At 66.7% G+C, this 25,981-nt stretch carries 26 protein-coding genes; 11 read left to right on the forward strand and 15 right to left on the reverse strand.

Annotation, left to right across the window (positions count from 1 at the left end; genetic code table 11):
• Nucleotides 1–45: 45 nt before the first annotated feature.
• The 6 genes from AC5RUU_RS00135 to mtrA all read right to left on the reverse strand — a co-directional run bounded on the left by AC5RUU_RS00135 (nt 46) and on the right by mtrA (nt 7,503).
• Complete coding sequence (locus AC5RUU_RS00135) at nt 46–1,251, reverse strand: winged helix-turn-helix domain-containing protein (RefSeq protein ID WP_493973210.1); 1,206 nt, start codon at nt 1,249–1,251, stop codon at nt 46–48.
• Between the two features lie 30 nt (nt 1,252–1,281).
• Nucleotides 1,282–2,007 (reverse strand): ribosome hibernation-promoting factor, HPF/YfiA family, encoded by a 726-nt coding sequence (hpf, locus tag AC5RUU_RS00140; protein ID WP_493973211.1) that lies wholly within the window; start codon nt 2,005–2,007, stop codon nt 1,282–1,284.
• 173 nt (nt 2,008–2,180) lie between these two features.
• Nucleotides 2,181–3,065, reverse strand: a complete 885-nt coding sequence (locus tag AC5RUU_RS00145; protein WP_493973212.1) for a ComF family protein — start codon at nt 3,063–3,065, stop codon at nt 2,181–2,183.
• Between the two features lie 133 nt (nt 3,066–3,198).
• A complete protein-coding gene (locus AC5RUU_RS00150; RefSeq protein ID WP_493973667.1) occupies nt 3,199–4,911 on the reverse strand; it encodes an LpqB family beta-propeller domain-containing protein in 1,713 nt (570 codons plus the stop codon).
• Nucleotides 4,911–6,857, reverse strand: coding sequence for an MtrAB system histidine kinase MtrB (gene mtrB, locus AC5RUU_RS00155; protein ID WP_493973213.1), 1,947 nt, complete (start codon nt 6,855–6,857; stop codon nt 4,911–4,913). The genes AC5RUU_RS00150 and mtrB overlap by 1 nt, the downstream gene beginning before the upstream one ends.
• Entirely contained in the window at nt 6,829–7,503 is a 675-nt protein-coding gene (gene mtrA / locus AC5RUU_RS00160) for an MtrAB system response regulator MtrA (protein ID WP_493973214.1), read from the reverse strand. The genes mtrB and mtrA overlap by 29 nt, the downstream gene beginning before the upstream one ends.
• A 407-nt stretch (nt 7,504–7,910) precedes the next feature.
• Between mtrA and AC5RUU_RS00165 the strand changes: the two genes are divergently transcribed.
• The 6 genes from AC5RUU_RS00165 to AC5RUU_RS00190 are packed head-to-tail and all read left to right on the forward strand — an operon-like array spanning nt 7,911 to nt 13,855.
• Nucleotides 7,911–8,993 (forward strand): DUF7847 domain-containing protein, encoded by a 1,083-nt coding sequence (locus AC5RUU_RS00165; RefSeq protein ID WP_493973215.1) that lies wholly within the window; start codon nt 7,911–7,913, stop codon nt 8,991–8,993.
• On the forward strand, nt 8,983–9,624 hold the full coding sequence (locus AC5RUU_RS00170) for a DUF4129 domain-containing protein (RefSeq protein ID WP_493973216.1): 642 nt from the start codon (nt 8,983–8,985) through the stop codon (nt 9,622–9,624). Before AC5RUU_RS00165 ends, AC5RUU_RS00170 begins: the two co-directional genes overlap by 11 nt.
• Nucleotides 9,621–10,823 carry a DUF4350 domain-containing protein gene (locus tag AC5RUU_RS00175; RefSeq protein WP_493973217.1) on the forward strand — a complete coding sequence of 401 codons (1,203 nt, stop codon included), beginning with the start codon at nt 9,621–9,623 and terminating at the stop codon, nt 10,821–10,823. Before AC5RUU_RS00170 ends, AC5RUU_RS00175 begins: the two co-directional genes overlap by 4 nt.
• Complete coding sequence (locus AC5RUU_RS00180) at nt 10,820–11,815, forward strand: AAA family ATPase (protein WP_493973218.1); 996 nt, start codon at nt 10,820–10,822, stop codon at nt 11,813–11,815. The genes AC5RUU_RS00175 and AC5RUU_RS00180 overlap by 4 nt, the downstream gene beginning before the upstream one ends.
• Nucleotides 11,815–13,107: a DUF58 domain-containing protein gene (locus tag AC5RUU_RS00185; RefSeq protein WP_493973219.1), complete on the forward strand. Its 1,293-nt coding sequence runs from the start codon at nt 11,815–11,817 to the stop codon at nt 13,105–13,107. The genes AC5RUU_RS00180 and AC5RUU_RS00185 overlap by 1 nt, the downstream gene beginning before the upstream one ends.
• Nucleotides 13,108–13,141: 34 nt before the next feature.
• Nucleotides 13,142–13,855 carry a DUF4166 domain-containing protein gene (locus AC5RUU_RS00190; RefSeq protein WP_493973220.1) on the forward strand — a complete coding sequence of 238 codons (714 nt, stop codon included), beginning with the start codon at nt 13,142–13,144 and terminating at the stop codon, nt 13,853–13,855.
• Between the two features lie 13 nt (nt 13,856–13,868).
• On the opposite strand, the gene AC5RUU_RS00195 is transcribed toward AC5RUU_RS00190, so the two are convergent.
• From AC5RUU_RS00195 to AC5RUU_RS00215, 5 genes are all read right to left on the reverse strand, one after another.
• Nucleotides 13,869–14,933 carry a uroporphyrinogen decarboxylase/cobalamine-independent methonine synthase family protein gene (locus tag AC5RUU_RS00195; RefSeq protein WP_493973668.1) on the reverse strand — a complete coding sequence of 355 codons (1,065 nt, stop codon included), beginning with the start codon at nt 14,931–14,933 and terminating at the stop codon, nt 13,869–13,871.
• A 2-nt stretch (nt 14,934–14,935) separates the two neighbouring features.
• A complete protein-coding gene (locus AC5RUU_RS00200) occupies nt 14,936–15,343 on the reverse strand; it encodes a chorismate mutase (protein ID WP_493973221.1) in 408 nt (135 codons plus the stop codon).
• 59 nt (nt 15,344–15,402) lie between these two features.
• Nucleotides 15,403–16,530 carry a tRNA 2-thiouridine(34) synthase MnmA gene (gene mnmA / locus AC5RUU_RS00205; protein WP_493973222.1) on the reverse strand — a complete coding sequence of 376 codons (1,128 nt, stop codon included), beginning with the start codon at nt 16,528–16,530 and terminating at the stop codon, nt 15,403–15,405.
• Nucleotides 16,531–16,674: 144 nt separating this feature from the next.
• Nucleotides 16,675–17,904, reverse strand: coding sequence for a cysteine desulfurase family protein (locus tag AC5RUU_RS00210; protein ID WP_493973223.1), 1,230 nt, complete (start codon nt 17,902–17,904; stop codon nt 16,675–16,677).
• Between the two features lie 65 nt (nt 17,905–17,969).
• Nucleotides 17,970–18,635 (reverse strand): helix-turn-helix transcriptional regulator, encoded by a 666-nt coding sequence (locus AC5RUU_RS00215; RefSeq protein WP_493973224.1) that lies wholly within the window; start codon nt 18,633–18,635, stop codon nt 17,970–17,972.
• A gap of 84 nt (nt 18,636–18,719) precedes the next feature.
• Between AC5RUU_RS00215 and AC5RUU_RS00220 the strand changes: the two genes are divergently transcribed.
• Entirely contained in the window at nt 18,720–19,139 is a 420-nt protein-coding gene (locus AC5RUU_RS00220; RefSeq protein WP_493973225.1) for a hypothetical protein, read from the forward strand.
• A gap of 140 nt (nt 19,140–19,279) precedes the next feature.
• On the opposite strand, the gene AC5RUU_RS00225 is transcribed toward AC5RUU_RS00220, so the two are convergent.
• Entirely contained in the window at nt 19,280–19,969 is a 690-nt protein-coding gene (locus AC5RUU_RS00225) for a hypothetical protein (RefSeq protein WP_493973226.1), read from the reverse strand.
• A gap of 185 nt (nt 19,970–20,154) precedes the next feature.
• On the opposite strand from AC5RUU_RS00225, the gene AC5RUU_RS00230 reads away from it, so the two are divergent.
• The 4 genes from AC5RUU_RS00230 (at nt 20,155) to AC5RUU_RS00245 (ending at nt 23,289) form a co-directional block, all read left to right on the forward strand.
• Nucleotides 20,155–21,102, forward strand: coding sequence for a J domain-containing protein (locus tag AC5RUU_RS00230; RefSeq protein ID WP_493973227.1), 948 nt, complete (start codon nt 20,155–20,157; stop codon nt 21,100–21,102).
• 36 nt (nt 21,103–21,138) lie between these two features.
• Nucleotides 21,139–21,606, forward strand: a complete 468-nt coding sequence (locus AC5RUU_RS00235) for a tRNA (cytidine(34)-2'-O)-methyltransferase (protein WP_493973228.1) — start codon at nt 21,139–21,141, stop codon at nt 21,604–21,606.
• 206 nt (nt 21,607–21,812) lie between these two features.
• Nucleotides 21,813–22,421 carry a sigma-70 family RNA polymerase sigma factor gene (locus AC5RUU_RS00240; protein ID WP_493973229.1) on the forward strand — a complete coding sequence of 203 codons (609 nt, stop codon included), beginning with the start codon at nt 21,813–21,815 and terminating at the stop codon, nt 22,419–22,421.
• A gap of 1 nt (nt 22,422) precedes the next feature.
• The gene (locus AC5RUU_RS00245) at nt 22,423–23,289 is read left to right on the forward strand and encodes an anti-sigma factor (protein ID WP_493973230.1); all 867 of its coding nucleotides are present in this window, start codon (nt 22,423–22,425) and stop codon (nt 23,287–23,289) included.
• A 100-nt stretch (nt 23,290–23,389) separates the two neighbouring features.
• Here the strand turns inward: AC5RUU_RS00245 and AC5RUU_RS00250 are convergent, their stop codons facing one another.
• From AC5RUU_RS00250 to AC5RUU_RS00260, 3 genes are read right to left on the reverse strand one after another with little or no spacing between them, the layout of a single operon-like run.
• Nucleotides 23,390–24,169, reverse strand: coding sequence for a PIG-L deacetylase family protein (locus AC5RUU_RS00250; protein WP_493973231.1), 780 nt, complete (start codon nt 24,167–24,169; stop codon nt 23,390–23,392).
• A 4-nt stretch (nt 24,170–24,173) separates the two neighbouring features.
• Entirely contained in the window at nt 24,174–25,121 is a 948-nt protein-coding gene (locus AC5RUU_RS00255; protein ID WP_493973232.1) for an electron transfer flavoprotein subunit alpha/FixB family protein, read from the reverse strand.
• Between the two features lie 14 nt (nt 25,122–25,135).
• Complete coding sequence (locus AC5RUU_RS00260; protein WP_493973669.1) at nt 25,136–25,927, reverse strand: electron transfer flavoprotein subunit beta/FixA family protein; 792 nt, start codon at nt 25,925–25,927, stop codon at nt 25,136–25,138.
• Between the last annotated feature and the right edge of the window lie 54 nt (nt 25,928–25,981).

Here is a 25,981-nt window from a genome sequence, read left to right on the forward strand (position 1 = left end):
AGAGACACCCGCCAGATGCCTGTTTCCCTCAGAGCTGATCCGCACCTATCCGAGTGCCACAGCCCTGGCGAGCTCCGGCGCAAGGTCACCGGCTGGCCGCACTTCCACCTCGCGCAGTCCCAGCCACTCCGCCATGAGGGCAAGTTCTGCGGCCAGTTCGACGGCGGTGTCCGGCGGGGCATAAGGCTCGGCGTAGGCGGATCTCGCCAGCAGCTTCCCGCCGGTGCGGTCGGCCTTGAGATCCACCCTGGCAACGACCCTGTCACGGAGAAGGAACGGAAGGACATAGTAGCCGAACCGCCGCTTGTGTTCCGGAGTGTAAATCTCAATCCTGTAGTGGAAGCCGAACAGTTCCTCGAGCCGGCGGCGTTCAAAAACCAGGGAATCGAACGGGCTGAGCAGGGCGCGGCCCACGGCACGGCGCGGCAGGACGGCATCCACGTGCCGGTAAATGTCCCGTTTCCAGCCCGCCACCGTCACCGGCTCCAGCCTTCCCAGCCGCACCAGGTGCTCCACGGACTGGGCCGTTGCCTTGACGGGCGTGCGGAAGTAATCGGCGAAGCACCGCACAGTTCCGATGCCGTGTGCTTGGGCCGCAGCCTCCGTCAGCCGGTGCAGTGCCGCGGAAGGGTCGCGGGCAGGATCGCTGTCCACGTCCGGCAGTACTCTCGAGGCCAGCGTGTACTTGCGCTCGAATTGCTCGGTCCGCGAGGCTGCCGAAACCAGCCCCTCCTCAAACAGATGCTCCAGCACTCTTTTGACCGCGTTCCAGTTCCAGCCCCAGTTCGCCGTTTGTTTTTCCTCAACATGGCCGATTCTGGCAGTCAGTTCCGATGCGGTAAGGGGCCGGCTGCCCGCCAGGGTCTCCAGTATCCTGGCGGCTACGGCGGCCCGCTGGCTGGGATCCATGCGTGCCGCGCCAACCCAGGCCCGCCTCTGCCACAGCAGTAGGTCCTGGTAGTGCTCGGGCCGGATGTAGCTTGCCTCATGGGCCCAGTACTCCACCATGCGCCGCGGAGGGGTGGCGGACATCCGCTGCAGGATTGTGCGGTCGTAGTTGCCGAGCCGGGAGAAGAAGGGCAGGAAATGGCTGCGCGAGAGGACATTCACGGAGTCGATCTGGACCAGCTGTATTTGGGCAAAGGTCCGGCCCACCGTCCGCGAAGTTACGGGGCCGGCGGGCCGTCCTTTGTGGAGTCCCTGTGCTGCCAAAGCGATCCGCCGCGCCTGGTCCAGGCTTAGCGGAGGCACATCAGTCCTCTCTGGTGGTGGCTGCCACCTTTAGGCGTTGGCGGCAGCGTCATCCGCACGGTAGGCAAGGATCTTTTCTTCGATCACAGTGTCCCCGGGCTCGCATTCGTGGTCCAGCGTAATGACGCCGTACGTCCAGCCGCGGCGCCGGTACACCACCGAGGGTGTGTTGGTTGCTTTGTCCACGAAGAGGTAGAAATCGTGGCCGACAAGCTCCATGTTGTCGACGGCGTCATCCAGGGAGAGGGATGCGGCCGGAAAGACCTTGCGGCGGATCAATACCGGAGAATCCCCGGCGGGAATGTCGTTGTCCACGTCGTAGGGGGACCTGTCTGCGGGGGCGGCCGCAGCGTCGTTCCGGTGGCTCGCCTCAACGTACAGCGGTTCGTGGGCACTGGCGGGCTCAAGTGCGGCAGTCGCTTCACGGACGGCCTTGGGGGTGTGGCGCCCATGGTGGACCTTCTTGCGGTCCTTGGCGCGGCGGAGACGCTCAAGCAGTTTGTTGTAAGCAAGATCAAACGCCGCGAATTTGTCGGCGGCACTGGCTTCGGCACGGATCACAGGTCCACGGCCCAGCACTGTCACCTCAACGGTCAGCTGGTCGCCGGTCTGCCGGGCATTCGTCTCCTTGGAGACCTTGGCATCGACGCGCTGGACCTTGTCTCCAAGCGATTCGATCTTCGAGATCTTCTCCCCGGCATATTCGCGGAACCGGTCTGAAACTGTCAGATTTCGTCCGCTGATCATAAACTCCATGGTGCCCTCCAAATGACTTCGGTGACACGACGGCGGCACTTCGCTGGGCCGAGCTGTTTGACAGTCGAGCCCCTTTCCGAGCCGCCATCGACAGGTACATTCTGTTCTTGGTACCCACCACCGACGTTAGTTCATAGCCATCCGTTATTCATCCTTTCCTGGTTTATTTTTTTCTAAGTCATGGTTGCTTCCGCGGCTTCGGCGGCATCCGTGCCGCCGCCGGCAGCATCGGGCGGGCGTGTCGCGGCCAGGACCACTGCACCGGTGACAATTGCCCCCGCGTGGTGCAGGGCCCGGGCTGCCTCCGCCAGGGTTGCGCCGGTGGTGAGGACGTCGTCAACGACAATGCAGCGGCATCCCACCACCCCCGCCCGGGCCCGCTTCCGGACCTTCATGGACCCGCGAACCCGTCTGGTCCGGGCTCCCCGGCCGAGCCCTTTCTGACCGCCGGGAAGCCGCGCGCCTGACCGGCTGGTGTTCGCAAGGACATCTGTCACCCGGACCCCCGGCAGGTGCCGTGCAGCATCGGCCAGGAGCAGGTGGACGGGACTGAATCCCCGGGTCACGAAGGCCGCGGAACTCGTGGGAACAGGGACAAGGAAAATTGCCTGCCCCTCCCCCGCCGCCGCCCGGACGGCGCCGGCAAGTACGCGGCCAAGGACGTCTCCCAGCTGACGCTGGCCGTGCCGCTTGAAGGACAAAAGCGCCTGCGAGAGTTCCTCGCGGTAGACACCGGCCGCTACGACGGGCAACAGTACCCTGCCCCCGACATCCATCAGCGCCGGCGCTCCGCCCTCAGCCCTAAACGGAGCCCTGGCCAGGCGCCTGATGTTGCGGGTGCAGGCGTTGCAGAGCGCACGGTCTTCCGCGCCGCAGCACACGCAATCCACCGGAACGGCCAGGGCCAGGAGATCGGCGGCCGCGCCGGACAGGTGGTCTCCCAGACGCAGCAGCCGGCTTCGGTGCCCGGAGCGGTGCCTGGCGGACCTGGGTGCGGGAGGGAAAAGATCTGGATCCGCCCGGGCTCGGCGTGGGCCCGGCTGGAAGGATGCGCTCATGGCTCCACGTTCCGCGCCGCCAGCCCTGAGCGGTAGGTGCAGGCGATGTATGTGGATATCCCGCGCCGGGCAAGGGTTGCGGGTTGGGCAGCCCTGCCGTCTCCTACCCGGGGAATTCCTACCCGGGGAATTCCTATCCTGGGAACGAGGGATCAATAGGCCCCTTGATCTGGGGCGACCAGCCGTTGCCCAGCCGTTGGAAAATGCCCTCCTCCGACTGGCCGTAAACCTCCTCCGCGCCATTTCCTGCGCTAAGGGCCACAAGCCCGGGCCACGGAGCGAGCTGCTGCGGCTGCCCGGAGGTGAGGGACAGCAGTTCCGGGGTGACGTTGGCCGACGCTGACCCCTTCATGACGGCAACTGTGGTGTCGCTGACCCACGCCCCCTGGTCCGGGTTGCTTTCGGTCGCCAGCGTGACGGGCGCCGTCAGTTCCCGCGGCGTCCCGTCCCCGCCGCGGATGATGCCTGCCACCTGCACCCGTGTCCTGCCGTTCTGTTCTGAAATGACCAGCGCGCGGACACCCTCCCGTGAGATCCGGAATTCCTTCACCGTCCGGCCGGCGAGCCAGGCAGGCGCCAGGGTTACGGTCGGGACGGACGAGCCCTCGGCCACCCCGGACGGGCGGTAGGCAACAACCTCGGTGGCGCCGTTCGCGCCCGGCCCCGCAGTCCACACCCAGTCGTTCAATCCAAAGGAGGGGCGGCTCAGCGTGCTCCGGGTGGTGAGGGCACGTGCCGGCTGGCCTGGATTGATGCTGTACAGCGTGGTCCTGCTGTCATTGAGGAACGCCGCCGTCTGGGACACCGGGGATTCTGCCGGGAACCGCGGATTCAACGCGGAGACCGGCTGCATGTCCGGCAACGGGGAAACCCTGTTGTTCTCGTACCTCACCAGTTCATTGCCGCTGATGGCGATTTGGCGCGAGGGCACGCTCTTGTCCTGCACCGGCGGCAAAACCGACCCGTCGTCCTCCACCCGCACCAGGTCCTGGTTGGCCCGCAACTCAACATTGACCACATCGGGCTGGCTCCGGAAGGTCAACGTCAGCTGCATCTGCATGCGCAGGCGGTCCTCCGGCGAGGTTTCCATTAATTCCTTCGCGGTCAGGTCCACCTGGGCAGCACCGGACACCACCGGGACGGATTCACGGGCCAGCTTGATGCCGGAAGGGAAGGCACTGGCTACTGCACCGCGCAGGTACGGTGCCGGCCCCGCAAGCAGGGCGCTGGTCATTGCCTTCACCGTCTTGTTCCTGATGAACCACCGGACGTCCGGGACCGCGTACGTGAAGGTGGGGTCATAGAAGTAGATCGGATACGCTCCGTAAATCACCTTGAACGTTTCCTCAGCGATGGCAGTACCGTCCGGAATCGCGGAGATGCGCCACTCACCGTCCACCTGGGTGACCGTTACAGGAATCTTTTCGACCGTTCCTTCCGGGGACTGGGTGGCAATGCCGTCAGCATCAACGGTGTAGGCAACGTCGAGCTCGTAGTTGAAGACGTTTTCGGTGTCTGTTGCCACCACCCGCGCGTCCCTGTAGACGAGGGCGCGCTGGTCCGGCTTCCAGGACACGGAGGAAGCCTGGGTCAGGTATTGGCGGGCGACGGCGTAGTCGTCCTCGTAGCCGCTGCCTGCCCGGTAGAAGTAGTCAATGATGGTCTCGGGTGAGGCGCCCGCTTGCGGGGCTGCCGGGAGGAACACGGGTGCGCTGAGGTTTCCGGCGCTGCCTTCACTGCTCTTTCCCACCGGTCCCGAGGTGGGAATGCGCGCGCAGCCGGCCAGGACGAGCAGGATGGCCAGCAGGAAGGCGGCCCCTTTTACCTGGCCGAGCCGGGGGCCCATCACTGCGTTTCCTTCGACGTCGGCACCGGAGCCAGGCGGGCGCTGCCTGTTTCGAGGACCAGCATGTTGCGGTTGTCCGTTTCCCTGGGAATGTTGCGCGGTTCACCTGGCGCCATGACGTCGTCAGGTTCGAGCTGGACTGGCGACGTGTCTATTTCTTCCCCCTGGCGGAGCGGCAGCGTGAGCCGGAAGTTGGCGCCGGCGCCCTTCCTGCCCCAGGCCTGGAGCCAGCCGTTGTGCAGCTTTGTGTCCTCCATGGCGATCGACAGCCCCAGTCCGCTGCCGCCCGTGGTGCGGGCCCGGGCAGGATCCGCGCGCCAGAACCTGTCGAAGACACGGGCGGCTTGCGCCGGTTCCATGCCGATGCCCTGGTCGCGCACGGCAATTCCGACGGCGGCCTGGTTGGCTGCCACGGTAACCGTCACGGGTTTCCCCTCACCGTGTTCAACGGCGTTGAGGATCAGGTTCCGCAGGATGCGGTCGATACGCCGTGCATCCATTTCCACGATGATGGCGCCGGCGGGAGCGCTCAGGACAATTTCGGACCCGTATTCGGCTGCCACGGGCGCCGCCCCTTCGATGACGTGGGCAACAACCTGCAGGATGTCTTCCGGTTCGGCATCCAGCACGGCCACGCCGGCATCGAAGCGGGAAATTTCGAGAAGGTCGGACAGCAGGGACTGGAAGCGCTCCACCTGGTTATAGAGCAATTCGGCGGAGCGTTTGTTAATGGGGTCGAATTCATCGCGGGCGTCATAGAGCACCTCTGCTGCCATCCGCACGGTGGTCAGTGGCGTCCGGAGCTCATGGGAGACGTCGGAGACGAATCGCTGCTGCATCTGGGAAAGGGTGGCCAGTTGGGTGATCTGCTCCTGCAGGCTTGCAGCCATGTGGTTGAAGGAAGCGCCCAGTCGTGCCACTTCATCCTCACCGCGGACCACCATCCGTTCCTGCAACTGGCCGGCAGCAAGTTTCTCGGACACCATCGCGGCATGGCTGACAGGGCTGACCACGTTGCGGGTGACATACCAGGCGACAGCACCGATCAGCAGCACCAGCACCGCACCGCCCGCCCACAGCACGCGCTGGATCTCATCCAGGGTCTGCTGGGCGGTGTTCAGGTCGTAAATCAGGTACAGCTCGTAGACGGTGCCGTTAAAGGTCACTTTGTTGCCCACGGCGATGCCGGGGCGGTCCTCGGTGCCCACGGGAATCACGGTGGACGCCCAGTACTGGTCCTTGCCGGACTCCTGCACGGCTTTCCGCAGGTCAGGTGGGATGACGCTCACGGTCAACTGGTCCGAAGCACGGGATTCGACCCACCGGTTCCTGGGCTTGGTCTGCTCCGGCATCGCCTCGAAAACGTAGCGGCGCTGGATGACCGAACCCCGTCCCTCCACCGCGTTCAAGGTGTCGTAAACCAGGGTGATCACACTTGACTGGTCGGTGACCTGGGCGCCGTCGAACGTCTCCTGGACCTGCTTGACGTTGTAGCGGGTCTCCGATTCGGCCTGCGTCAGGCGCTCCTGGAACAGGTTGTGGGCAATCTGGTGGGAAAGGTACGCGCCCACCACCGCGAACGATGTGACGGCCAGCAGCAGTGTGGTCAGGACTGTCCGGAACTGCAGGGAACGGCGCCACCGCCGTTGCAGCGCACGTCCCAGGTAGCGCAGGGCAGGAAGGAACCGCCGGAACCCTGTGTTCACCAGCCGTGCCACCCGGAGACTGACGATCAGGGCACGGCGCTGCCAGATCCGGCCACGGAACGCCAGTTGCCGGAAGCCCGGGGTCTGGGCATCGGTATGTTCCGGACCGGGGCGCGAGTCAGCTGCCCCAAGGCGCTCGGGAGCGCGCCCGGGAGTGGGGGTCGCTGGCGGGGAAACGCCGGCACCGCGTCCCCCGTCGGAAGCAGCGGGGTCAGGCCCCTGCTTTGTAGCCGACACCACGCACCGTCAATACGACTTCCGGGGCCTCCGGGTCCTGCTCAATCTTGGACCGCAGGCGCTGGACATGGACGTTCACCAGGCGCGTATCTGCTGCGTGGCGGTAGCCCCAGACCTGTTCGAGAAGCAGTTCACGGGTGAACACCTGCCACGGCTTTCGCGCCAGGGCCACCAGGAGGTCAAACTCAAGCGGCGTCAGCGAGATCCGTTCGTTTCCCCGGCTGACGGTATGGCCTGCGACGTCGATAGTGATGTCGGCGATGCGCAGCGTTTCAGGTGCCTTCTGGTCGCCGGGGCGGAGGCGGGCCCGGACCCTGGCTACCAGCTCGGCGGGCTTGAACGGTTTTGGCACATAATCGTCGGCGCCGGATTCCAGTCCGCGGACGACGTCCGAAGTGTCCGACTTGGCGGTGAGCATGACGATCGGTACATCCGACTCGGCACGGATCTGCCGGCAGACCTCGATGCCGTCCACACCGGGAAGCATGAGGTCCAGCAGTACAAGGTCCGGCCTGGATGACCGGAATACATCAAGCGCCTTTGCGCCGTCCGCACAGAAGACGGGCTCAAAGCCGTCATTGCGAAGAACAATTCCAATCATTTCGGCCAGCGCTTCATCATCGTCAACCACCAGAATGCGTGCCTTCATAGTTATATATTCCCTTATCAGGCATGCTTTGTCCTGTTCAGCGGCCTACGGCATGGCGGAACGCTAGGACGGCCGACGCCGGAACTATAGGCTGGGGTCATGCCGCACCTTCCCCGCGCCTTCCGCACTCTGTGCCGGGCGCGGCGGGTCAGCTGACGGCCTGGTAAGGGGGAAGGAACATGGTGTCACCACAGGATTCAGGCCCGCAGTGGCCCGGACAACAATGGCCTGGGCAGCAGCCTTCGGGTTCTCAGTGGCCTGGACCACATCAGGGTGCCGGGCAGCAGCAGTGGGGACCGCCCGGCTGGCAGCAGCAACCTCCCGGGCAGCAGCCGCCGTGGGGCGCGCCCCCGAACACGGGATCCCCCTATGCAGGCGCTCCCTATGGCGGGGCTGCTTACCCGGGAATGCAGAACGGCGGCCCCTACGGCCAGCCCCGCTACGTAGCCCCGCCCAAGCCCGGCATTGTTCCGCTGCGCCCGCTGATGTTCGGGGAAATCATGGACGGTTCCTTCCAGGCCATCCGGCGGAATGCGAAGGCGATGCTGGGCGCAGCCTTGCTGGCCCAGTCGCTGACGGCAATCCTTGCCGCCGTGATCACTGCCGTGACCGCAACGTCCATGGGTTCGATCGAAGCCTGGGCCGAGAGCGCCAGCCCGGCAGATATGGCATCGCTGGGATTCGGGTTCTTTGCCGCCATCCTGGTGGTTGGCCTGCTGACCCTGTTGATCTCGGCAGTCCTGCAGGGGGCCATGGTGGTTCCGGTGGCGCGGGCGATCCTGAACCGGCGGACGGGTTTCCGCCAGATGTGGATGCTCTCGCGGTCAAGGGCGGGTGCGCTCATCAGGCTGGCGCTGTTGCTAATGGCGGCCGCCCTTCTCGCGTTCGCCCTTCTCGCTGTGCTTGCGGTAGCCCTCGTGTCCAGCATGGAAGGGACCGGCGCCTTCCTGCTCATCCCGGCGGTTCTGGCGTTCATTGCGCTGTTCATCTGGATCGGCGTCAAACTGATGGTCGCTCCCGCCGCCGTCGTCATTGAGGAGCTGGGAGCCCTCGCCGGGTTGCGCCGGTCCTGGGAGCTGACCCGCGCCAACTGGTGGCGGATCCTGGGCATCACGCTGGTGGTCAGCATCCTGGTGGGGATCATCAGCCAGGTGGTGATGATCCCGGTAAGCCTTCTGGCAGGTTTCCTCACCACTTTCGCCGATCCCCACGGGGGCACCGAACAGGCGGCGGCAGTCGCCGTGGCCCTGGGAGTGGTCACAGCCGTCCTTGGGGCACTTGTGGGCGCCCTCGGGTACGCGTTCCAGACCTCCGTGATGGCGCTGCTCTACATGGACCTCCGGATGCGGAAGGACGGCCTGGACATCACCCTCCTCCGGCTTATGGAATCGGGGGCGGATCCCGACGGTGTACCCGGCCGCACCACCCCCGCTGACGTCCGCGGACCGGATGCCGGGCCTGCCCCGGGGGCTTGGCCACATGTCCGCTGAACCACCGGTACTCCCCGAACGAGGGGAAGCCCGGCAGTGGGCCGCGGAGGAACTGGCCAAGGCCGAGTACCGGGATGCCGCCCCGTCATGGCTTGAGACCATGTGGGACAACTTCCTGGACTGGTTCTCATCCCTTGACGGATCCACGCAGTCCCCCGGCCCGCTGCCAAGCCCGGTCATCGGCATCGTGATCGCCGTCATCATTGCGGCCGCCGTCATCCTCGCGAGGCCCCGCCTGAACGCTGCATCACGGCAGGCAAGGGAGATCTTCGAGCCGGACAGCGTCCTCTCCGCTGCTGACTACCGGAAGCGCGCCGAAGCGGCGGCCGCAACAGGAAACTGGGGGGACGCCGTCGTCGAACGATTCCGTGCCCTGGTGAGCGCAGCTGAAGACCGCACCATCCTGGATCCGCAGCCCGGGCGCACAGCAGACGAAGTGGCACGCGACCTCGCGGTGCCGTTCCCTGCCGAAGCGCGGCGCCTGGATCGCGCGGCAGGCGCCTTCGACGCGGTCCGTTACGGAAACATGCTGGCCAGCCAAGCCGATTACCAGGACATCACCGGGCTGGATACCGCCCTCCAGACACGCAAGCCGGAACCCGCAGTGCAGCCCCCGGCGGTCCCGGCATGACGGAAGTCCTTTCTGCCGGTGCCCACCAGGCAGGGACCGGCCCGGACCCGGATCCCGGTGCCGGACGAAGCCCCCGGTCGTGGCTCCGCAGGCACCGGGCATTTGCTGCCCTTGGCATGGTGGTAGCTGTCGCTTTGGGCCTGGTCATCTGGGGCCAATTGGCTCCCAAAGGCGACGACGTTCCACTGTCCGCCAGCAACGCGGGCCCGGAAGGAGCCCGGGCGGTCACCCAGATCCTGGGCCGCCATGGGGTGGACGTGCACAGCGCGGGGACCTTCGAGGAGGCGATGTCCGCGCTGGAGGTAAGCTCCTCCCCCACCCTCCTGCTGTACGACCGCAACGGCATCCTTGACGAACCGCAGCTCCTGGAGCTGGCGGCCTCGGCCGGGCACGTTGTAGTGGTCACCCCGCGGCTGCAAACACTAACCGCCCTGGACAGCGGCATCCGGCAGGCGGGCGTGGTGCCCGAAGGCTCTCCCCTGCTGGCCCCCGGCTGTCCACTTCCTGACGCGCAGGCGGCCGGGGACATCTCCGGCGGGCAGGGTTTCGTGTACGACGGCGGGGTGTCCTGTTACCGCCCTTCCGGGGGTACCGCCGGGCTGCTTGCCGTCAGCCAGGACGGGCGGCTGACCGTCCTCGGCAGCCCGGCCGTCCTGGCCAACGGGCAGCTGGATGAACTGGGACATGCAGCCCTTGCGCTCCGGACGCTGGGCAGGACGCCGGACCTTGTCTGGTACCTGCCATCGCTGGAGGACCTGGAAACGTCCGGCCCGGGGCAAACCCTGGAGGACCTGGCGCCCGATTGGGTCCGCTTCTTGGGCCCCTGGCTGCTGGTCGTCGCCTTGGCCGCGATCGCGTGGCGGGGCAGGCGGACCGGCCCCCTCGTGTTCGAGCCGCTGCCCGTGGTGGTGAAGGCCGTGGAGACCGCCGAGGGCCGCGCCCGGATGTACCACGATTCCCACGCTATCGACCAGGCCCGCGACAACCTCCGGGCGGGCCTCCTGGTACGGCTTGCCGGGAAACTGCGGCTGGGACCCGGGGCCTCTGCTGACACCGTCATTGATGCGGCGGCCCGGTTGCTGGGCAGGCCCGCGGCCGAGGTTCGGAATCTCGTCAACCACCGCCCAGAAAGCGAGTCCCGGCTCGTGGCCTGGGCCCAGGAACTGGACAACCTAGAGAAAGAGGTCAGTGGCCGATGAACGAACACGGCAGCGGCCAGCGGGTCCTGGACCCGATGGAGCACGATTCTGCCCGGCAGGCCCTGCTGGACGTGCGCCACGAAGTGTCAAAGGCGGTAGTGGGGCAGGACGCCACTGTCACCGGCATGTTAATTGCCCTGCTGTCCCAGGGGCATGTGCTGCTGGAGGGTGTGCCGGGTGTCGCCAAGACCCTGCTGGTGCGGGCCCTGTCTGCTGCGCTGGACCTCGACACCAAGCGGGTGCAGTTCACTCCTGACCTGATGCCTGGCGATGTCACCGGCTCCCTGGTCTATGACTCGCACACCTCCGAATTCACATTCCGGGAGGGACCGGTTTTCACAAACCTCCTCCTCGCGGACGAAATCAACCGGACGCCGCCAAAGACCCAGGCCTCACTGCTGGAGGCGATGGAGGAACGGCAGGTCTCCGTGGACGGCGTGTCACGCCCGCTGCCAGCTCCGTTCCTCGTGGCCGCCACCCAGAACCCCGTGGAGTACGAAGGGACCTACCCGCTTCCGGAAGCACAACTGGACCGCTTCCTGCTCAAACTCACCATGCCCCTGCCTGAGCGCACTGATGAGATGGAGGTCATCCGCCGCCACGCCGCCGGCTTTGACCCCCGCGATTTGTCGGCCGCCGGGGTGCGCGCCGTGGCGGATGCCACGGACCTGGCCCGGGCGCGCCACGCCGTCACGGGGGTCGCCGTCGAGCAGGAAATCATCGGCTACATCGTGGACCTTGTGCGGGCCACCCGCGCGGCACCGTCGTTCCTGCTCGGTGTGTCGCCGCGTGGCGCCACCGCTCTGCTGAACACTTCACGGTCCTGGGCCTGGCTTTCCGGCAGGGGTTTCGTGACCCCCGACGACGTCAAGGCGCTGGCCCTGCCCTGCCTGCGGCACCGGGTTGCGCTGCAGCCCGAAGCCCAGATGGACGGTGTCCGGGTGGACGACGTCCTGGGCAGCATCCTGGCGTCTGTTCCCGTTCCCCGCTGATGGCCATCTCCGGGCGCTTTGTCCTGTTGGTACTGCTGGGCCTGGTGCCTGTCCTGCTCATGCCCGGATGGGGGACGGTGCTCGCCGTAGTGGCCGTGCTCGCAACCTTGTGCGGAGCCGACCTCCTTCTTGCCGGCTCACTGAAGCCCGTAAGAGTGCTGCGCTCCGATCCGGGCAACGTCACCCTGAACGGGACAGCTGAGGCCCGGCTCAGTGTCAGCAACGACGGGAGCCGCCGCCTGCACGGCATCCTCCGCGATGGCTGGCAGCCGTCCGCGGGAGCAGGTAATCCGGTCCAGCGCATCGACATCCCGGCCCACGAAACCAGGCGCATTGCAGTTCGGCTCCGGCCAATCCGCCGCGGAGACCTCAAGGCCCCGCACGTCACGCTGCGCTCCTTCGGGCCCCTCCTGCTCGCCGCACGCCAGCGGACCATAGACTGCCCCGGGGCGCTGCGCGTCCTGCCTCCGTTCAATTCGCGGCGGCACCTGCCGTCCAAGCTGCGGAAGCTAAGGGAGCTGGACGGGAAAGCCGCCGTCCAGATCCGGGGCGCAGGCACCGAGTTCGACTCCCTGCGCGACTACGTCCGCGGTGACGATGTCCGCTCCATCGACTGGCGGGCAACCGCGCGGCGGTCCGCCGTCGTGGTCCGCACGTGGCGGCCTGAACGCGACCGGCGCGTGGTGATGGTCCTGGACACCTCGCGGACCTCGGCGGCGAGGATCGATGACGAAACCCGCCTCGATACCGGCATGGAAGCCGCGCTCCTGCTCGGTGTCCTCGCCGAGCGTGGCGGGGACCGGGTGGACTTCCTTGCCTTTGACCGCCGGACCCGGGCCCGGGCAGGATCCGCGGTGCAGGGCAACCTGCTCGGGCAGCTGGTCCAGGCCATGGCACCACTGGACCCGGAGCTCATCGAAATGGACTGGCCGGCCATCCCGGCCCAGGTCCGTGCCGTCACCGCCCACCGCTCCCTGGTGGTGCTGCTGACGTCCCTCGACAGCGGGGCGCCTGAGGAAGGCCTGCTGCCCGCCGCGGCTCGGCTTGCGCAGGACCACGTCGTGGTGGTGGCAGCTGTCCGGGATCCACAGCTGGGCACGATGCTGCGGGAACGCGGTGACGCCGCCGGAGTGTTCCGTGCCGCCGCTGCAGAACGCGCACTCCTGCAGCGTGCCGCAGTCAGCGCCGAACTCCGCCGCTACGGCGTGGAAGTGGTGGACGCGGAACCACACCAGTTGCCCCCGCGGCTGGCGGACATGTACATCAGGCTCAAAGCGGCCGGTAAATTGTGAGGCCAGTGGAGTCTTTCCCGGCAGGAGGAGCTTTGTGAACGTACCCATCTACCAGCAGGTCCTTGGCACGGACTTTGCCAGGCTGCAGCCTGAACTGCAGGACTATTTCTCCCTGGTGCCCGGCTCCGGCACCTATGGAATCGGCGAAGGCACGTTCGACGTGGTGGGCTGCCGGCAGGAGTGGCTGCGTCCGCTGCTGCGCCTCACCAGTAGAGAGGAAGCCTTCTTCCCCGATTACGGCGAGAACATTCCGTTCCGGATCGAGAACCACGCCCACCAGGACCCGTTCGGCCGGTCCAGCCTTACCGCGCGGCGCGAGATCCGGTTTCCCTCCCGGACCCGTATCTTCCAGGACACCACCAGCGCCACCACCCGGAACGGGGCCCCGCAGCTGGTGGACTACGTGGGCCGCTACCGCCGGATGGTGACCGACCTGAACCTGAGTGTCACTCCGACGGGAAGACTGCGCGGAGTCTCGGAGGCTTCACGGCTCTTCCTCGGCCCGCTCCGCGTGCCCCTGCCTGCGCGCGTGGACGCCAAGGCGTATGCCGAACAATGGTGGGATCCTGAAGGAGGACCCAGCGGCAAGCACCGCATCCAGGTGAAGGTCATCCAGCCGCAGATTGGCCTGGTCCTTGTCTACGCCGGCAGTTTCGACTACCGGCTGCGTCCCTACACCGGAGGCAGTCCGGCCCAGAGCTTCCTGCCGCGCTACGCACAGCCGGACCGCTGGGAGAACCGGGTATAGGGCGGGCTGGCCGCTAGCCCAGGGCTAGCTGGTTCAGGCCGTCCGCCAGCTGGGTCAGCCGGCCCAGCACGGCGGTAGCCTGCGCAGGGGTCTGCCCCGCCAGGCCCGCCGACGGCGTGACGCGCAGGGTGTGGAGGGACGACGCCGGCAAACCGAGCTGCCGCCAGGGGCGCCACAGGGATTCCACGCAGTCCGCGACTTTGGGGAGGCTTCCTCCGTCCACGTCCAGCGCCCCCGCCCACAGCCGCTTGCCCGCCTCAACCGCCCCCGCCAGCTGCTCCCATTGCCGGGAAGTCAGGGCCTTCAAGGCCACTGCGACGCCGTCGGCGCCGGAGGCAAGGATGGTTTCGATCGGCGCCTCGATGGCGGGAACGGACACCACCACTTCACCAGCTCCCGCGGCGCGAAGGGCTTCTATCACCACGCGCCACGATTCCCGGGCTTCAGCCGAGCCCACAGCCCGCAGGGTGCGGTAGCCGCTGGCGGTGGGAATGGTGCCGGCGAGCACGGCGGCAATATCGGGTTCGTCCAGCTGGACCACCAGGCGTGCGCCCGGTACGGCCGCGGCTACACGGGCGAGATAACCGCCCACACCGGCGGCCAGCGAGTCGGCAAGGTCCCGCCGTGCACCGTAGTCCACCAGCGCGCGTTCGCCGTTGTGAAGATGCAACCCGGCGGCAAGGCTGAGGGGGCCCACCACCTGGACTTTGATTTCCTCCGCGGCCGTCTCCTCGGTCCCGGCCACGTCGGCCAGGACGTTGATGTCGGTGGCGAGCGCCGAGGCTGCGCGGCGGACGTCCTTTCCGGGGCGGTCGACAAGCCGCCACCCGTAGGGCTGGACGTCGACGGCCAGTTCCTCGAGCAGCGAGGCGGTGCGTCCCAGGGCGTCGGAGCCAACGCCGCGGGCCGGCAGTTCGGCGAGGAACGGCAGATGCGGGCGGCCGAGTTCGCCGCGGATGATCCGGGCGGCTTCCAAAGGGTCCTCGCCCGGCCATGGTCCAAGACCGGTTGCAGTCACTTCCGCCGGCGGCGCCTTGTCCAAAGCGGCACCGGCGGCGGGTTCGCGCCGTTCACCCATGGTCACGCGAGTGCTGATGCCTGCGGGTGCTGGCCTGAGGCTGCCTGGTGGTCCTCGGCGATTGCTTCATGGTGGCGGATGACTTCGCCGATGATGAAGTTCAGGAATTTTTCGGCGAAGGCCGGATCCAGGTGGGCGTCCTCGGCGAGTCGGCGGAGCCTGGCGATCTGGGCGGTCTCACGTCCCGGGTCACCGGCAGGAAGCCGGTGGGCGGCTTTCAGGAACCCCACCTTCTGGGTGGCCTTGAAGCGCTCGGCCAGGAGGTACACCAGCGTGGCGTCGATGTTGTCGATGCTGGAGCGGATGGACAGCAGTTCAGCCATCACCGAGTTGTCCACCTGGCCGGCCAATGAACTGGCGGAAGGATCGTATTCGTCGGATTCGGGTGAGGGGAGGTTGTGCTGCGTCATGTTCCCAGTCTATGGGCAGGCGGGCCGTTGAACCGGGTGTTAAGGGCCGGTGCCGGTGGTTAGAGTGCGGCGCGCTGCAGGGACCGTGCGGCGTCGATGGTTGCCTGGCCCAGGACCCGGCTGCCCTGGTAGAGGACCACGGTCTGCCCGGGAGCAACCCCGCGAAGGGGGTCTGCCAGCCGCACCACCAGCTGGCCGGCCGCTTCTGCGCCCATCTCCATGCGGGCAGCTGCAGGTACGGGATCACCGTGGGCGCGCACCTGCGCGTAGCAGTCGAACTCCTCGCCGTTTTCCACTTCCGGGATGGGCAGGCCCGCCCACGACACCTTGACGCCCCGGATCTCGTCAATGGCGAGCAGGGCCTGGGGACCCACCACTACTTTGTTTTCCTTGGGCCGGATCTCAAGCACGAACCGGGGCTTCCCGTCAGCTGCGGGGGTTCCCAGCTTCAGGCCCCGGCGCTGGCCGACGGTAAAGGCGTTGGCGCCGGGGTGCTCGCCCACCTTCGCGCCGGTCTCGTCCACGATGTCACCGCGGGTCATCTCGATTTTCTCGGCGAGCCACCCGGCCGTGTCGCCGTCGGGAATGAAGCAGATGTCATGGCTGTCGGGCTTGTTGGCCACCGAGAGCCCGCGGCGCTCGGCCTCCGCCCGGACTTCGGCCTTCGACGGCGTGTCGGCGAGCGGGAACATGGAGTGCTTAAGCTGCTCATGGGTCAGGACGCCCAGGACGTAGCTTTGGTCCTTGGCCCAGTCCGCGGCGCGGTGCAGTTCACGGTTTCCGTCCGCGTCCTCGATGACCTTGGCGTAGTGGCCGGTGCAGACGGCGTCGAAGCCCAGCGCAATCGCCTTTTCCAGCAGGGCCGCGAACTTGATCCGCTCATTGCAGCGCATGCACGGGTTGGGGGTGCGCCCGGCCGCGTACTCATCGATGAAGTCCTGGACCACGTCTTCCTTGAAGCGCTCCGAGAAGTCCCACACGTAGTAGGGAATGCCCAGGACGTCGCAGGCCCGCCAGGCATCACGGGAATCCTCGATGGTGCAGCAGCCGCGGCTGCCCGTCCGCAGGGTGCCTGGCATCCGCGACAGCGCCAGGTGGACCCCGACGACGTCGTGCCCGGCCTCCACGGCGCGGGCGGCGGCAACAGCGGAGTCAACTCCGCCGCTCATGGCTGCTAGAACTCGCATGCTGGCTTTCTGTCGGGGAAGGTTTCGGCCGGCACCGGCAGGGGTCCGGACCGGCAGTGCGGATCGAACAGGCAGGCTCCCGGAAACGATCCTCGCCTATCTATTCTACGGCCTCGTGTAAAGCGCCCAGCATCGGATACACGGTCAGCGGTTGCCGGTCCCCTGCCGGGCAACGGTGCCGGCTGTCTGGATTGAGGACTCGTGCCCGGCCATTCCCGCCTGCCTGGCACGGGCATAGGCATCCGGAAGGGCAGCCAGCAGGGCATCGACGTCGCCGTCCGCGGACGCATGGCCCAGGGTGAAGCGCTGGGCGCCGCGGGCTGTTTCCTCGTCGAGCCCCATGGCGAGCAGGACGTGGGACGGGCGCGGCACTCCGGCCGTGCAGGCGGACCCCGTGGACGACTCCACGCCTGCCAGGTCCAGGAGAAACAGAAGTGAGTCTCCTTCACAGCCCGGGAAGGTGAAGTGCGCATTGCCGGGGAGCCGGCCGGCGCCCGGTGCACCGCGGAGGACTGCCTCCGGAACCCGTTCCAGGACGCCCTCGATAAGGCGGTCCCGCAGGGTTGCGATGCGCCCGGCTTCCTCGGTAAGGGTGGAGGTCGCAGACCCCGCGGCGGCGGCGAAGGCTGCTATGGAGGCGGTGTCCAGGGTGCCCGAGCGGACGTCGCGTTCCTGCCCGCCGCCGTGCTGGACAGGGGTGAGTTTGACGGCGCGTCCGAGCAGGAGGGCTCCCACGCCCACGGGTCCGCCGATCTTGTGCCCGGAGATCGACATGGCGTCCAGGCCGGACTCCTTGAAGTTCACGGGAAGCGACCCGAAAGCCTGCACCGCGTCCGAATGCACCGGAACGCCGGCAGCGTGGGCCAGTTCCACAACCCGGCGCACCGGCTGGATGGTACCCACCTCGTTGTTGGCCCACATCACGGTCACCAGCGCGATACTGGCCGGGTCCCGTGCCAGTTCGGCTTCGAGGAACTCCAGGTCCACCACGCCGTTGCCGTCCACGGGCAGCCAGGTCACCTGGGCGCCTTCATGGCGCTCCAGCCACTCCACGGTGTCCAGCACTGCGTGGTGTTCGACGGCGGAGCACAGGATGCGCCGCCGCACTGGGTTTTCCGCGAGGCGGGCCCAGTAAAGGCCTTTGACGGCAAGGTTGTCCGATTCAGTTCCGCCGGACGTGAAGATGACTTCCGACGGGTGCGCGCCGGCGGCAGCGGCCACGGCCTCGCGGGCATCCTCGACCACGCGGCGGGCCCTCCGGCCGGAACCGTGTAGCGACGACGGGTTGCCGGTGCGGGCGAGTTCCCGGGTCAGGGCAGCTAGCGCCTCGGCCGAAAGGGGGGTGGTTGCAGCATGATCGAGGTAGGCGGGCACCCTGTAATTCTAGCCGGGCGCGCCTGCGACTGCCCCGGCAAGCACGGCCATTGAGTCCGCCGCGGCTACTCGGCTGGAGCGATCCGGGCACAGCAGTGGCCAGGCTGGTCTGCCTCTACCACACGGTCCCCGGGGACGCCGCACCCGGCTGCGGCACCCTGCAGGAACGCCCCGTTCATGGAGCACACCACGCCTGCGTGCGCCTGGGACAGCCGGTGGAAAGGGCAGTTCGGCAGCAGGAACCCACCGTCGGCGTCCGGTTCCGGCCGGTACCCTGCCGCGGCCAGGAATTCCTCAAGGGATTCGGCCCCCGCAGCCAGTTCCCGGCCTTTGCGGAACGCAGCTTCCCGCAGTGAGTCGCCAGCAGGCTCGCCCAGCGCCTGCGACCTTTCGATGGCCTCGGCCAGGAGGTCCCCGGCAAGGTCGTAGTTCCGGTCCGGGACCGAGGCATTCACTTCGCCCGCGATGGACCGGTACATCTTTGCGGGGCGGCCCGACCCTGGTCCCGTCCTGCCTGGAGGCTTGTGGAATTCAACAGCCAGCAGGCCGTCCTGGACCAGCCGGTCCAGGTGGAACGAAACCGTGCTTCTGGGGAGTCCGGCAGACCGCGCAACCTCGTCCCGGCCCACGGCATGCGGCGACTGCGCCACCAGCTCAAAGAGCTGCAGCCGTTTCTCATCCGTAAGGGAGGCGAGCGCAGCGATCCGCCGCGCCCAGGGAAGCCTGTTCATAGGATCCAATCCAAAGTCAAGATCTCTTGATTATAGACACCGCCGATTCTAAAATAGTGATACCTACTTTTAGAAGGAGTTGCCATGAAAATTGCATCCGCGGTGCAGGCGCATCATGTTCCGACTATTGATCCTGCCCGCCAGGCGTTCCTGCTGCTGCGCACCGTCTTCACGGTCGCGCCGATCATTTTCGGCCTGGACAAGTTCACCAATATCCTGGCCGACTGGACCATATACCTCGCCCCGCAGGCCACCGCGGTAGTTCCCGTCCCGGCCCAGACATTCATGTATGTCGTGGGCGCCGTGGAGATAGCTGCCGGAATCATCGTCGCGGTCCGCCCGCGGTTCGGCTCGCTCGTGGTGGCGGCATGGCTTGCCGGCATCATCATCAACCTCCTCCTGCTGGGGGCCTTCTACGATGTGGCGCTCCGTGATTTCGGGCTCCTGGTGGGCGCACTGGCACTCAACCGGCTCTCCCAACGCGGTACCCACCCCGCCGCCTAGGGTCAGCCTTCCTCCCGGGACGCTGACCCAGCCGCAGAAAAGGCCAAGGTGCCGGCAGCCGGTCTTCCCGGCCGCCGGCATGGCCATGACCGGTAGCATGCATCAACTGGCGGAGCACTAACGGGCGAAGCACCTGCTGCTCACCTCGACGGCGGCACAACCCGGAGCCTGCTGGCCACATCTGCGCGGGCTGCAGCGAGGGTGGCAGCATCGGGGCAGGACACGGAAACGTAGATGGACGAACCTGCGGTTGCGAAAAGCCGTGCCATTACAGCTGTGGCCTTGCCGCGTGGCGCCGCCTGCTCAAGTGCCAGGACTTCTACGCGGCGCTCAGGAGCCTCCGGACTTTCGCCCCAGCGCAAAGTGTCTGCCTTCAGGTAGCCCGGCAGGATGGTCGGGTCAAGGTACTCGAACAACGCAACAGTGGATTCGCGGTCGTCGCCCCGGGCGAGGGCCTCCTGGCCGCTGCGGACCTTGGCAGCCACGAGGCAACCGTCCGCTTTCAGGTACTGGTTTTCTCCCGCCACGCTTTCCTTGACGGTTTTCCAGCCTGGCGCATCCTTCAGCCCGTCGGAGATGCCGACGGGTACGCCGCGGGCCAGGATGCCGCCGGCGCTGAAGGGCAGGTCCTGTGCAGCTACGGCTTCGGCGTCATGCCCGGGTGTGATGGTGGGGGTGGCCAGGGCCGGCGCGCTTGGTGCCACCTCCGGGGCGGCAGGGTCTCGCACGTCAATGCTGCAGCCGCTGAGAAGGACGGCGGCCACCGCGGCTGCCGGGACCGCCCTCCGCCTGCTGTAACCGGCAGGCCGTTCCGCCGTCGGCTTTTCCATATCCACCCCATCGCATTCCCCATCGGCCCGCTCGGCCGTGCATGCACGAGTCTAGACTGCGGAAGGCGGGGAACCTGCGGAACCCGAACGGTCGTTATCTCATCAGGGCACGGTTCCAATGCTGGCTAAACTGGGCTGGCCCGGCTCGCCCTTAAGGGCCGGCCCACGAGGAAAAGGATGAGTGCTTGACCGAGTGCAGCAGCTCCTATTACCAGGTCCTTCAGGTGGCGGTCACTGCCACCGAGAAGGAGATCAAGGTGGCCTATCGGCGTGCTGCCCGCACCGCGCATCCGGACCATGGCGGAGACGCTGCGTCCTTCCGGCGGGTGACCGCAGCGTACGAGACCCTCATCGATCCGAAGCGCCGCAAAGCATACGACCGTTCCTACGCGGCAGGCACGGTCCGGGACACCGCTGACACTGAACCGCACTTTGATGCCCCTCCGGCCGGGAGCCGCGCCTCAGCCACAGTCCACCGGCCAGCGAGCGCCCGCAACACGGCCGGGGATCCACCCGTCTATGTGCCGCCCTACGAGGGCGGAACGGCGGGCAGCGTTCCGCTCATTCCGTTGGCGCAGGCCAGCCAGCAGGTTCACGGTATGCCCCGGAAGCGCGGCATTTTCGGTGCCGAGGCCAGGATCCAGCGGGAGATGCGGACGGTCCAGCTCCTGACCCGCCAGGTGCTGCCGGCCATTCCGGCTGCCCGGCTCATCAACGGGCTCCAGTCACCGGCGGACAACACCCACATCGACCACGCAGTCCTGTCTGGTTACCGGTTGGCACTGGTCAACTCCATGCTCCTTCCCAAAGGCGCGTACGCGTGGGATGGCAGGACCCTGAACCACGGCTCGCGCACCATTGCCCCGCCGCAGCTGGCGCACCTGGTGCGGGCCATGCAGGACATCTTTCCGGAACTGAACGTCACCGGCTGGACAGTGGTCCTTAGCCCCAGCGGAAACCTGCACGAGCCGGTCATCGACCATCACCGGCGCCCGGCAGGAGCGCTGGAAACGGTGCAAATCGTGAACGGAGCGGGGATGGTGCGTGGCATCAAGGAGTTCCTTGCCGCCGGGCCAGCGCCCAACACCGTCAACGTCCCCGTCCTGGCCCGGCTTCTGCGCGGCATGCACTGAACCGCGTTCAGGGCGGTCTGTCGCTAGGATGGGAACGTGTTCCGCATCCTCTTCCATGCCCCTGAAATCCCCGGCAATACCGGCAACGCCATCCGGCTTGCCGCCATCACAGGGGCTGAACTGCACCTTGTGGAACCTCTCGGGTTTGACTTCTCCGACGCCAAACTGCGGCGGGCCGGACTCGACTACCACGACCTCGCCGTCGTTACCGTGCACAAAACCATAGACGACGCCTGGCAGCGCCTGCAGCCGGAACGCGTCTACGCCTTCACCTCGGACGGAGCGGCCAGCTACACGGACATCGCGTACCAGCCCGGCGATGTCCTGATGTTCGGCAGGGAGTCCGTAGGCCTTCCAGAGGAACTGAAAAAGGACCCCCACGTCACCGCCACGGTGCGGCTGCCCATGCTTCCCGCACTGCGTTCACTCAACCTGGCCAACGCCGCATCCATTGCCGTATATGAGGCATGGCGGCAGCAGGGGTTTGCTGGCGCCCGGATCTGAGCCCCCCGGCGGCGCCGGGGCTGCAAGATATTCTTCCCGCCCGCCCATCCAAGTCCTCCCCCACCCCGAATAACTCGTGGAAACAATTCCAGCGGTGATCGGGGAGCGGCGGGGTGACACTACTAGATGCAGGCTCTCCGGCAGGCACCGGCACCCGCAGCCGGCCGGCTGAAGGTCCACCGCCGTCAGACTTATGCTTGGTTGTGATGGAAACTCCCAACGCGCCGAATACCGAGGGCCTTGCCGCGGTTACAGATCCGCCGGTTGACCTCAGCCAGCGCCTTGTGCTCCTTCTGGAAGGCATTGCCCAAGGCGACCAGGCGGCGTTCGCGGAGTTCTACCGGCTCACGTCCCGCCGGGTGTTCGGCATGGCGCGCAGGGTGCTGATCGACCCGGAACTGAGCGAGGACACCACCCAGGAAGTCTTCCTTCAGGTGTGGCAGAGTGCGGCGAAATTCGATCCAGGTGCAGGCAGCCCGCTTTCCTGGCTCATGACCATTTCGCACCGCCGTGCGGTTGACAAAGTCCGGTCATCGCAGTCATCGACGGACCGCGAGGCGAAGTACGGCGCCAGCACCCAGGACATCGACCACGACACCGTTTCCGATGAAGTAGGCAGCAGGCTCGAAGCCGAAGCGGTGGTCCGCTGCCTGGGAACGCTGACCGAAACCCAGCAGGAGTCCGTACGCCTTGCTTACTACGGCGGCCTCACGTACCGCGAGGTGGCAGAGCAGCTGAACGCAGCAATACCAACCATCAAGTCCCGCATCCGCGACGGACTGATCAGATTGAAGACCTGTTTGGGGGTGAGTTGAGATGTCAGACACGAACCATGGACGCAACGGCAGTTCCGGAGCTTTCGGCGATACCGTTGCAATGGACCTGGCCTCAGGCCGGGCTGTGGACCTGTCGGAGCTTTATGCCCTGGACGCCTTTTCGGACCACGAACGCCAGGCCATAGAGGACTACATCTCAGCTGCCCCGGAAGCGGAACGTCTTGCTTTCCTGGAGCGCGTCCGCCAGGCACGCGAGACGCTGGCCATGACGTTCCGGTTCGAGGACGAGCCTCCTGCGGACCTTTTCAACCGCATCGTCGCCCAGCTGCCGGACAACCCCAACATGCGGCAGGAGGTAAAGTCCGACGCCAGCGCTCCCGCCGCCCCGCCAGGCCCCACTGTCGGGGCGGACAGCGCCGATGAGCTCGCCGCAGCACGGCAGCGCCGCGAGGAACGGCGCCGGCCAGCCGGGACGCGCCGCTGGCTTGCCGGCGTTGCCGCCGCTGCAGCAATTGCGCTGGGCGGCGTTGGGGTGGGTTCCTACATTGCCGACCAGAACGATCCCGTCAACCAGGTTGTCCGGGCGGGCGACCTTCGTGAGGCGTCGGTAGGAGTGTCCGGAGGCGGCACCGCCACCCTGCTCATATCGTCGTCGAAAGACGCCGCGGTGGTGAAGATGAATGGTGTTCCGGCCCCGCCTGACGGCAAGGTCTACCAGATGTGGCTGATTCCCAAGGACGGTTCGGCCCCCGTTTCACAGGGCCTGATGGATGAGGACGCGCTGTCCAAGCCAGCTGTGGTGCAGGGCATCTCCTCCGCCTCCGCCCTGGGAATCACCGTGGAACCGGTGGGCGGCTCCCAATCCCCCACATTGCCCACAGTGGCCGCGGCGGAGCTTGGCGCCTAGCTTGTACGGCCCGGCCGTCCGTGAAACATCGAGCGCCCCGTTTCCTTCGTCCGAAGGAAACGGGGCGCTCCTGTTGCACCGATTAGTGGAAGGCCGCTTATCAGAAGCCCGCGATGGTCCCGGGCCCGTTGATAGCCACCACATGGAAGGCTTCGGCGCTGCGGCCCTCGGGAAGTCCCGCCCGGGCGGCATTGGCGCGCATGCCCTGGCGGACGGTGGCCTCCATTGCGTCTACGTCGGGGTGCTGGCTGACGTGGACGTGGATTGCGTCCAGCTTGGCTTCCAGCTGGTCGGTGACGTCCACGAAGTGGTTTTCCCGCTCCTCCGGTCCGGCATACAACCAGAGCCAGGGCAGCTTGAAGGCTTCCAGGCCGGACTCCGCAAGTTCCGGGTAGGCGAAAGGGTTCTCCACCGCCGGATAGACAGCCCTGGTCACTGCCTCGCCCACCGCCAAGTGGTCAGGATGGCTCTTCTGGATGCGCCGCCAGTTCCGCTCGGGGTGCATGGAAAGCACGACGTCGGGACGGACCTGCCGGATCAGGCGAACCACGGCTTTCATCACCTCATGCGAGGGTTCGAGGTACCCGTCACGCTGGTGCAGGTAGTGGATGTCAGTGACTCCCACCAGCTTGGCCGCACGGCGCTGCTCGGCGTCACGCATGGCGATGATCTCCGCCCGGTGCGCGGGGTCAAAGCCCCCGGCGTCGCCGTCGGTCATGATGCAGTAGCTGACCTCCACTCCGGCAGCCGTCCAGGCAGCGATGGTGCCGGCGGCGCCGAAGTCGATGTCGTCAGGGTGTGCCGCGAAACAGAGCACCCGCCCAACCCGGTCCGTGGCCGGGTTGAACGGGCTCTGTGCCTGCGGGGTCAATGCAGCCAAAGATTCAGCCTTTACGCTTCTTGATCTCCGCGGTTGCCTGTGGCAGCACATCGAAGACGTCCCCGATGATGCCGAAATCGGCGATCTCGAATACCGGCGACTCCGCATCCTTGTTGACGGCCACGATGACCTTGGCCGTTTGCATGCCGGCTTTCTGCTGGATGGCACCGGAAATGCCTGCGGAGATGTAAAGCTGCGGGGACACGGTCTTGCCCGTCTGCCCCACCTGCGCGTCGTGGCTTATCCAGCCGGCGTCCGTGGCCGCGCGTGATGCTCCCACGGCTGCACCCAGCGCGTCAGCGAGCTCCTCGACGGGTCCGAAGTCACCGTCCAGGCCGCGTCCACCGGCAACAACGATGCGGGCGTCCGTCAGGTCGGGCCGGCCGCTCGCCACCTTCTGCTCGCGGGCGGTGATGCGGGCGGCTGCCGGAGTTGCGGGTACTTCCACCGTGACAGTTTCGGGTGACGACGGTGTGGCGGCAGGCTCAGGGGTGATGTTGTTGGCCTTCAGCGTCACAACGGAGACGGGGGTCTTGGCCTTGCAGGAAGTGTTGTAGGAGCCGGCCAGGACGGACTTGTGCACCGTTCCGTCCTCGTCCACGCCCACTGCGTCGGTGATGACGCCGGCGTTGAGCCGGATCCCCGCGCGGGCTGCAATTTCCTTGCCTTCGGGCGAGTTGTCCAGCAGGACAACGGCTGCACCGGAGGTCTCCGCCGCTGCCGCTACGAAGGCAGCCTTGGGAGCGACCAGGTAGTCATCCAGGTCCTGGGCCGAGGGGCGGAAGACCGTGCTGACGCCGTATTCGGCGAGCGCGCCCCCAACGGCGTCGGAAACCTCTCCGTTGACGGCAACAACGCTTTCACCCAGGGAACGGGCCAGCGTCAGCAGTTCCAGACTGCTCTTCTTCAGCCCTGCGCCGGGGTTGTCAAGAAATACGAGTACTTTTGCCATGTCTGTAATCCCTCTTAGAGCAGCTTCTGTGCGGCCAGGAAGTCGACCAGCTTGATGCCGGCATCGCCTTCGTCGGTGATGATGGTGCCTGCTGTCCGCGGCGGCCGTTCCTCGGCGCTGATCACGCTGGTCCAGGAACCGGCGTGTCCCACCTGCGAGGGGTCCACGCCGATGTCCGCGAGGGACAGGGTGGTGATGCTCTTGCGCTTGGCCGCAATGATGCCCTTGAAGTTGGGGTACCGGGGCTCGTTGATCTGGTCTGTCACGGACACGACGGCGGGCAGCGGTGCTTCCACCGTCTCGGAGGAGGTGTCTGCATCCCGGCGGGCGCTCAGGCGGCCGGCGGACACCTCGAGCGAAGACGCAAAGGTGACCTGCGGCAGGCCAAGGCGTTCGGCCAGCTGGGCCGGCACCAGGGACGTTTCGCCGTCGGTGGAGGCCATGCCCGTGATGACCAGGTCCACCTGGCCCACGTGGCGTACCGCTGCGGCCAGCGCCAGGGAGGTGGCAGCGGCATCAGAGCCGGCCAGGGCGTCGTCCGAAAGGTGGATGCCCTCGGTGGCGCCCATCTGCAGGGTCTTCTTAACGGCGTTGACTGCGCCTGCCGGGCCCATGGTCAGGGCTATGACCTGGTTGCCGGCCTTACTTCCGCCTCGTGCCTCGGCCAGCTGCAGTGCCGCCTCAAGCGCGTATTCGTCAAGCTCGGACAGGATGCTCTCATCGCGGTCCGTCGTGTAGCCCTCCCCGTTGAGGTGACGGTCGAACTGGGCGTCCGGTACATGCTTGACCAGGACGATGATCTTCAATGTATCTTCCACTGTATTGACAGCAGCCTTCCATGCTTGTGGACAGCCAGCCGG

The organism is Arthrobacter sp. K4-10C, from assembly GCF_059090085.1.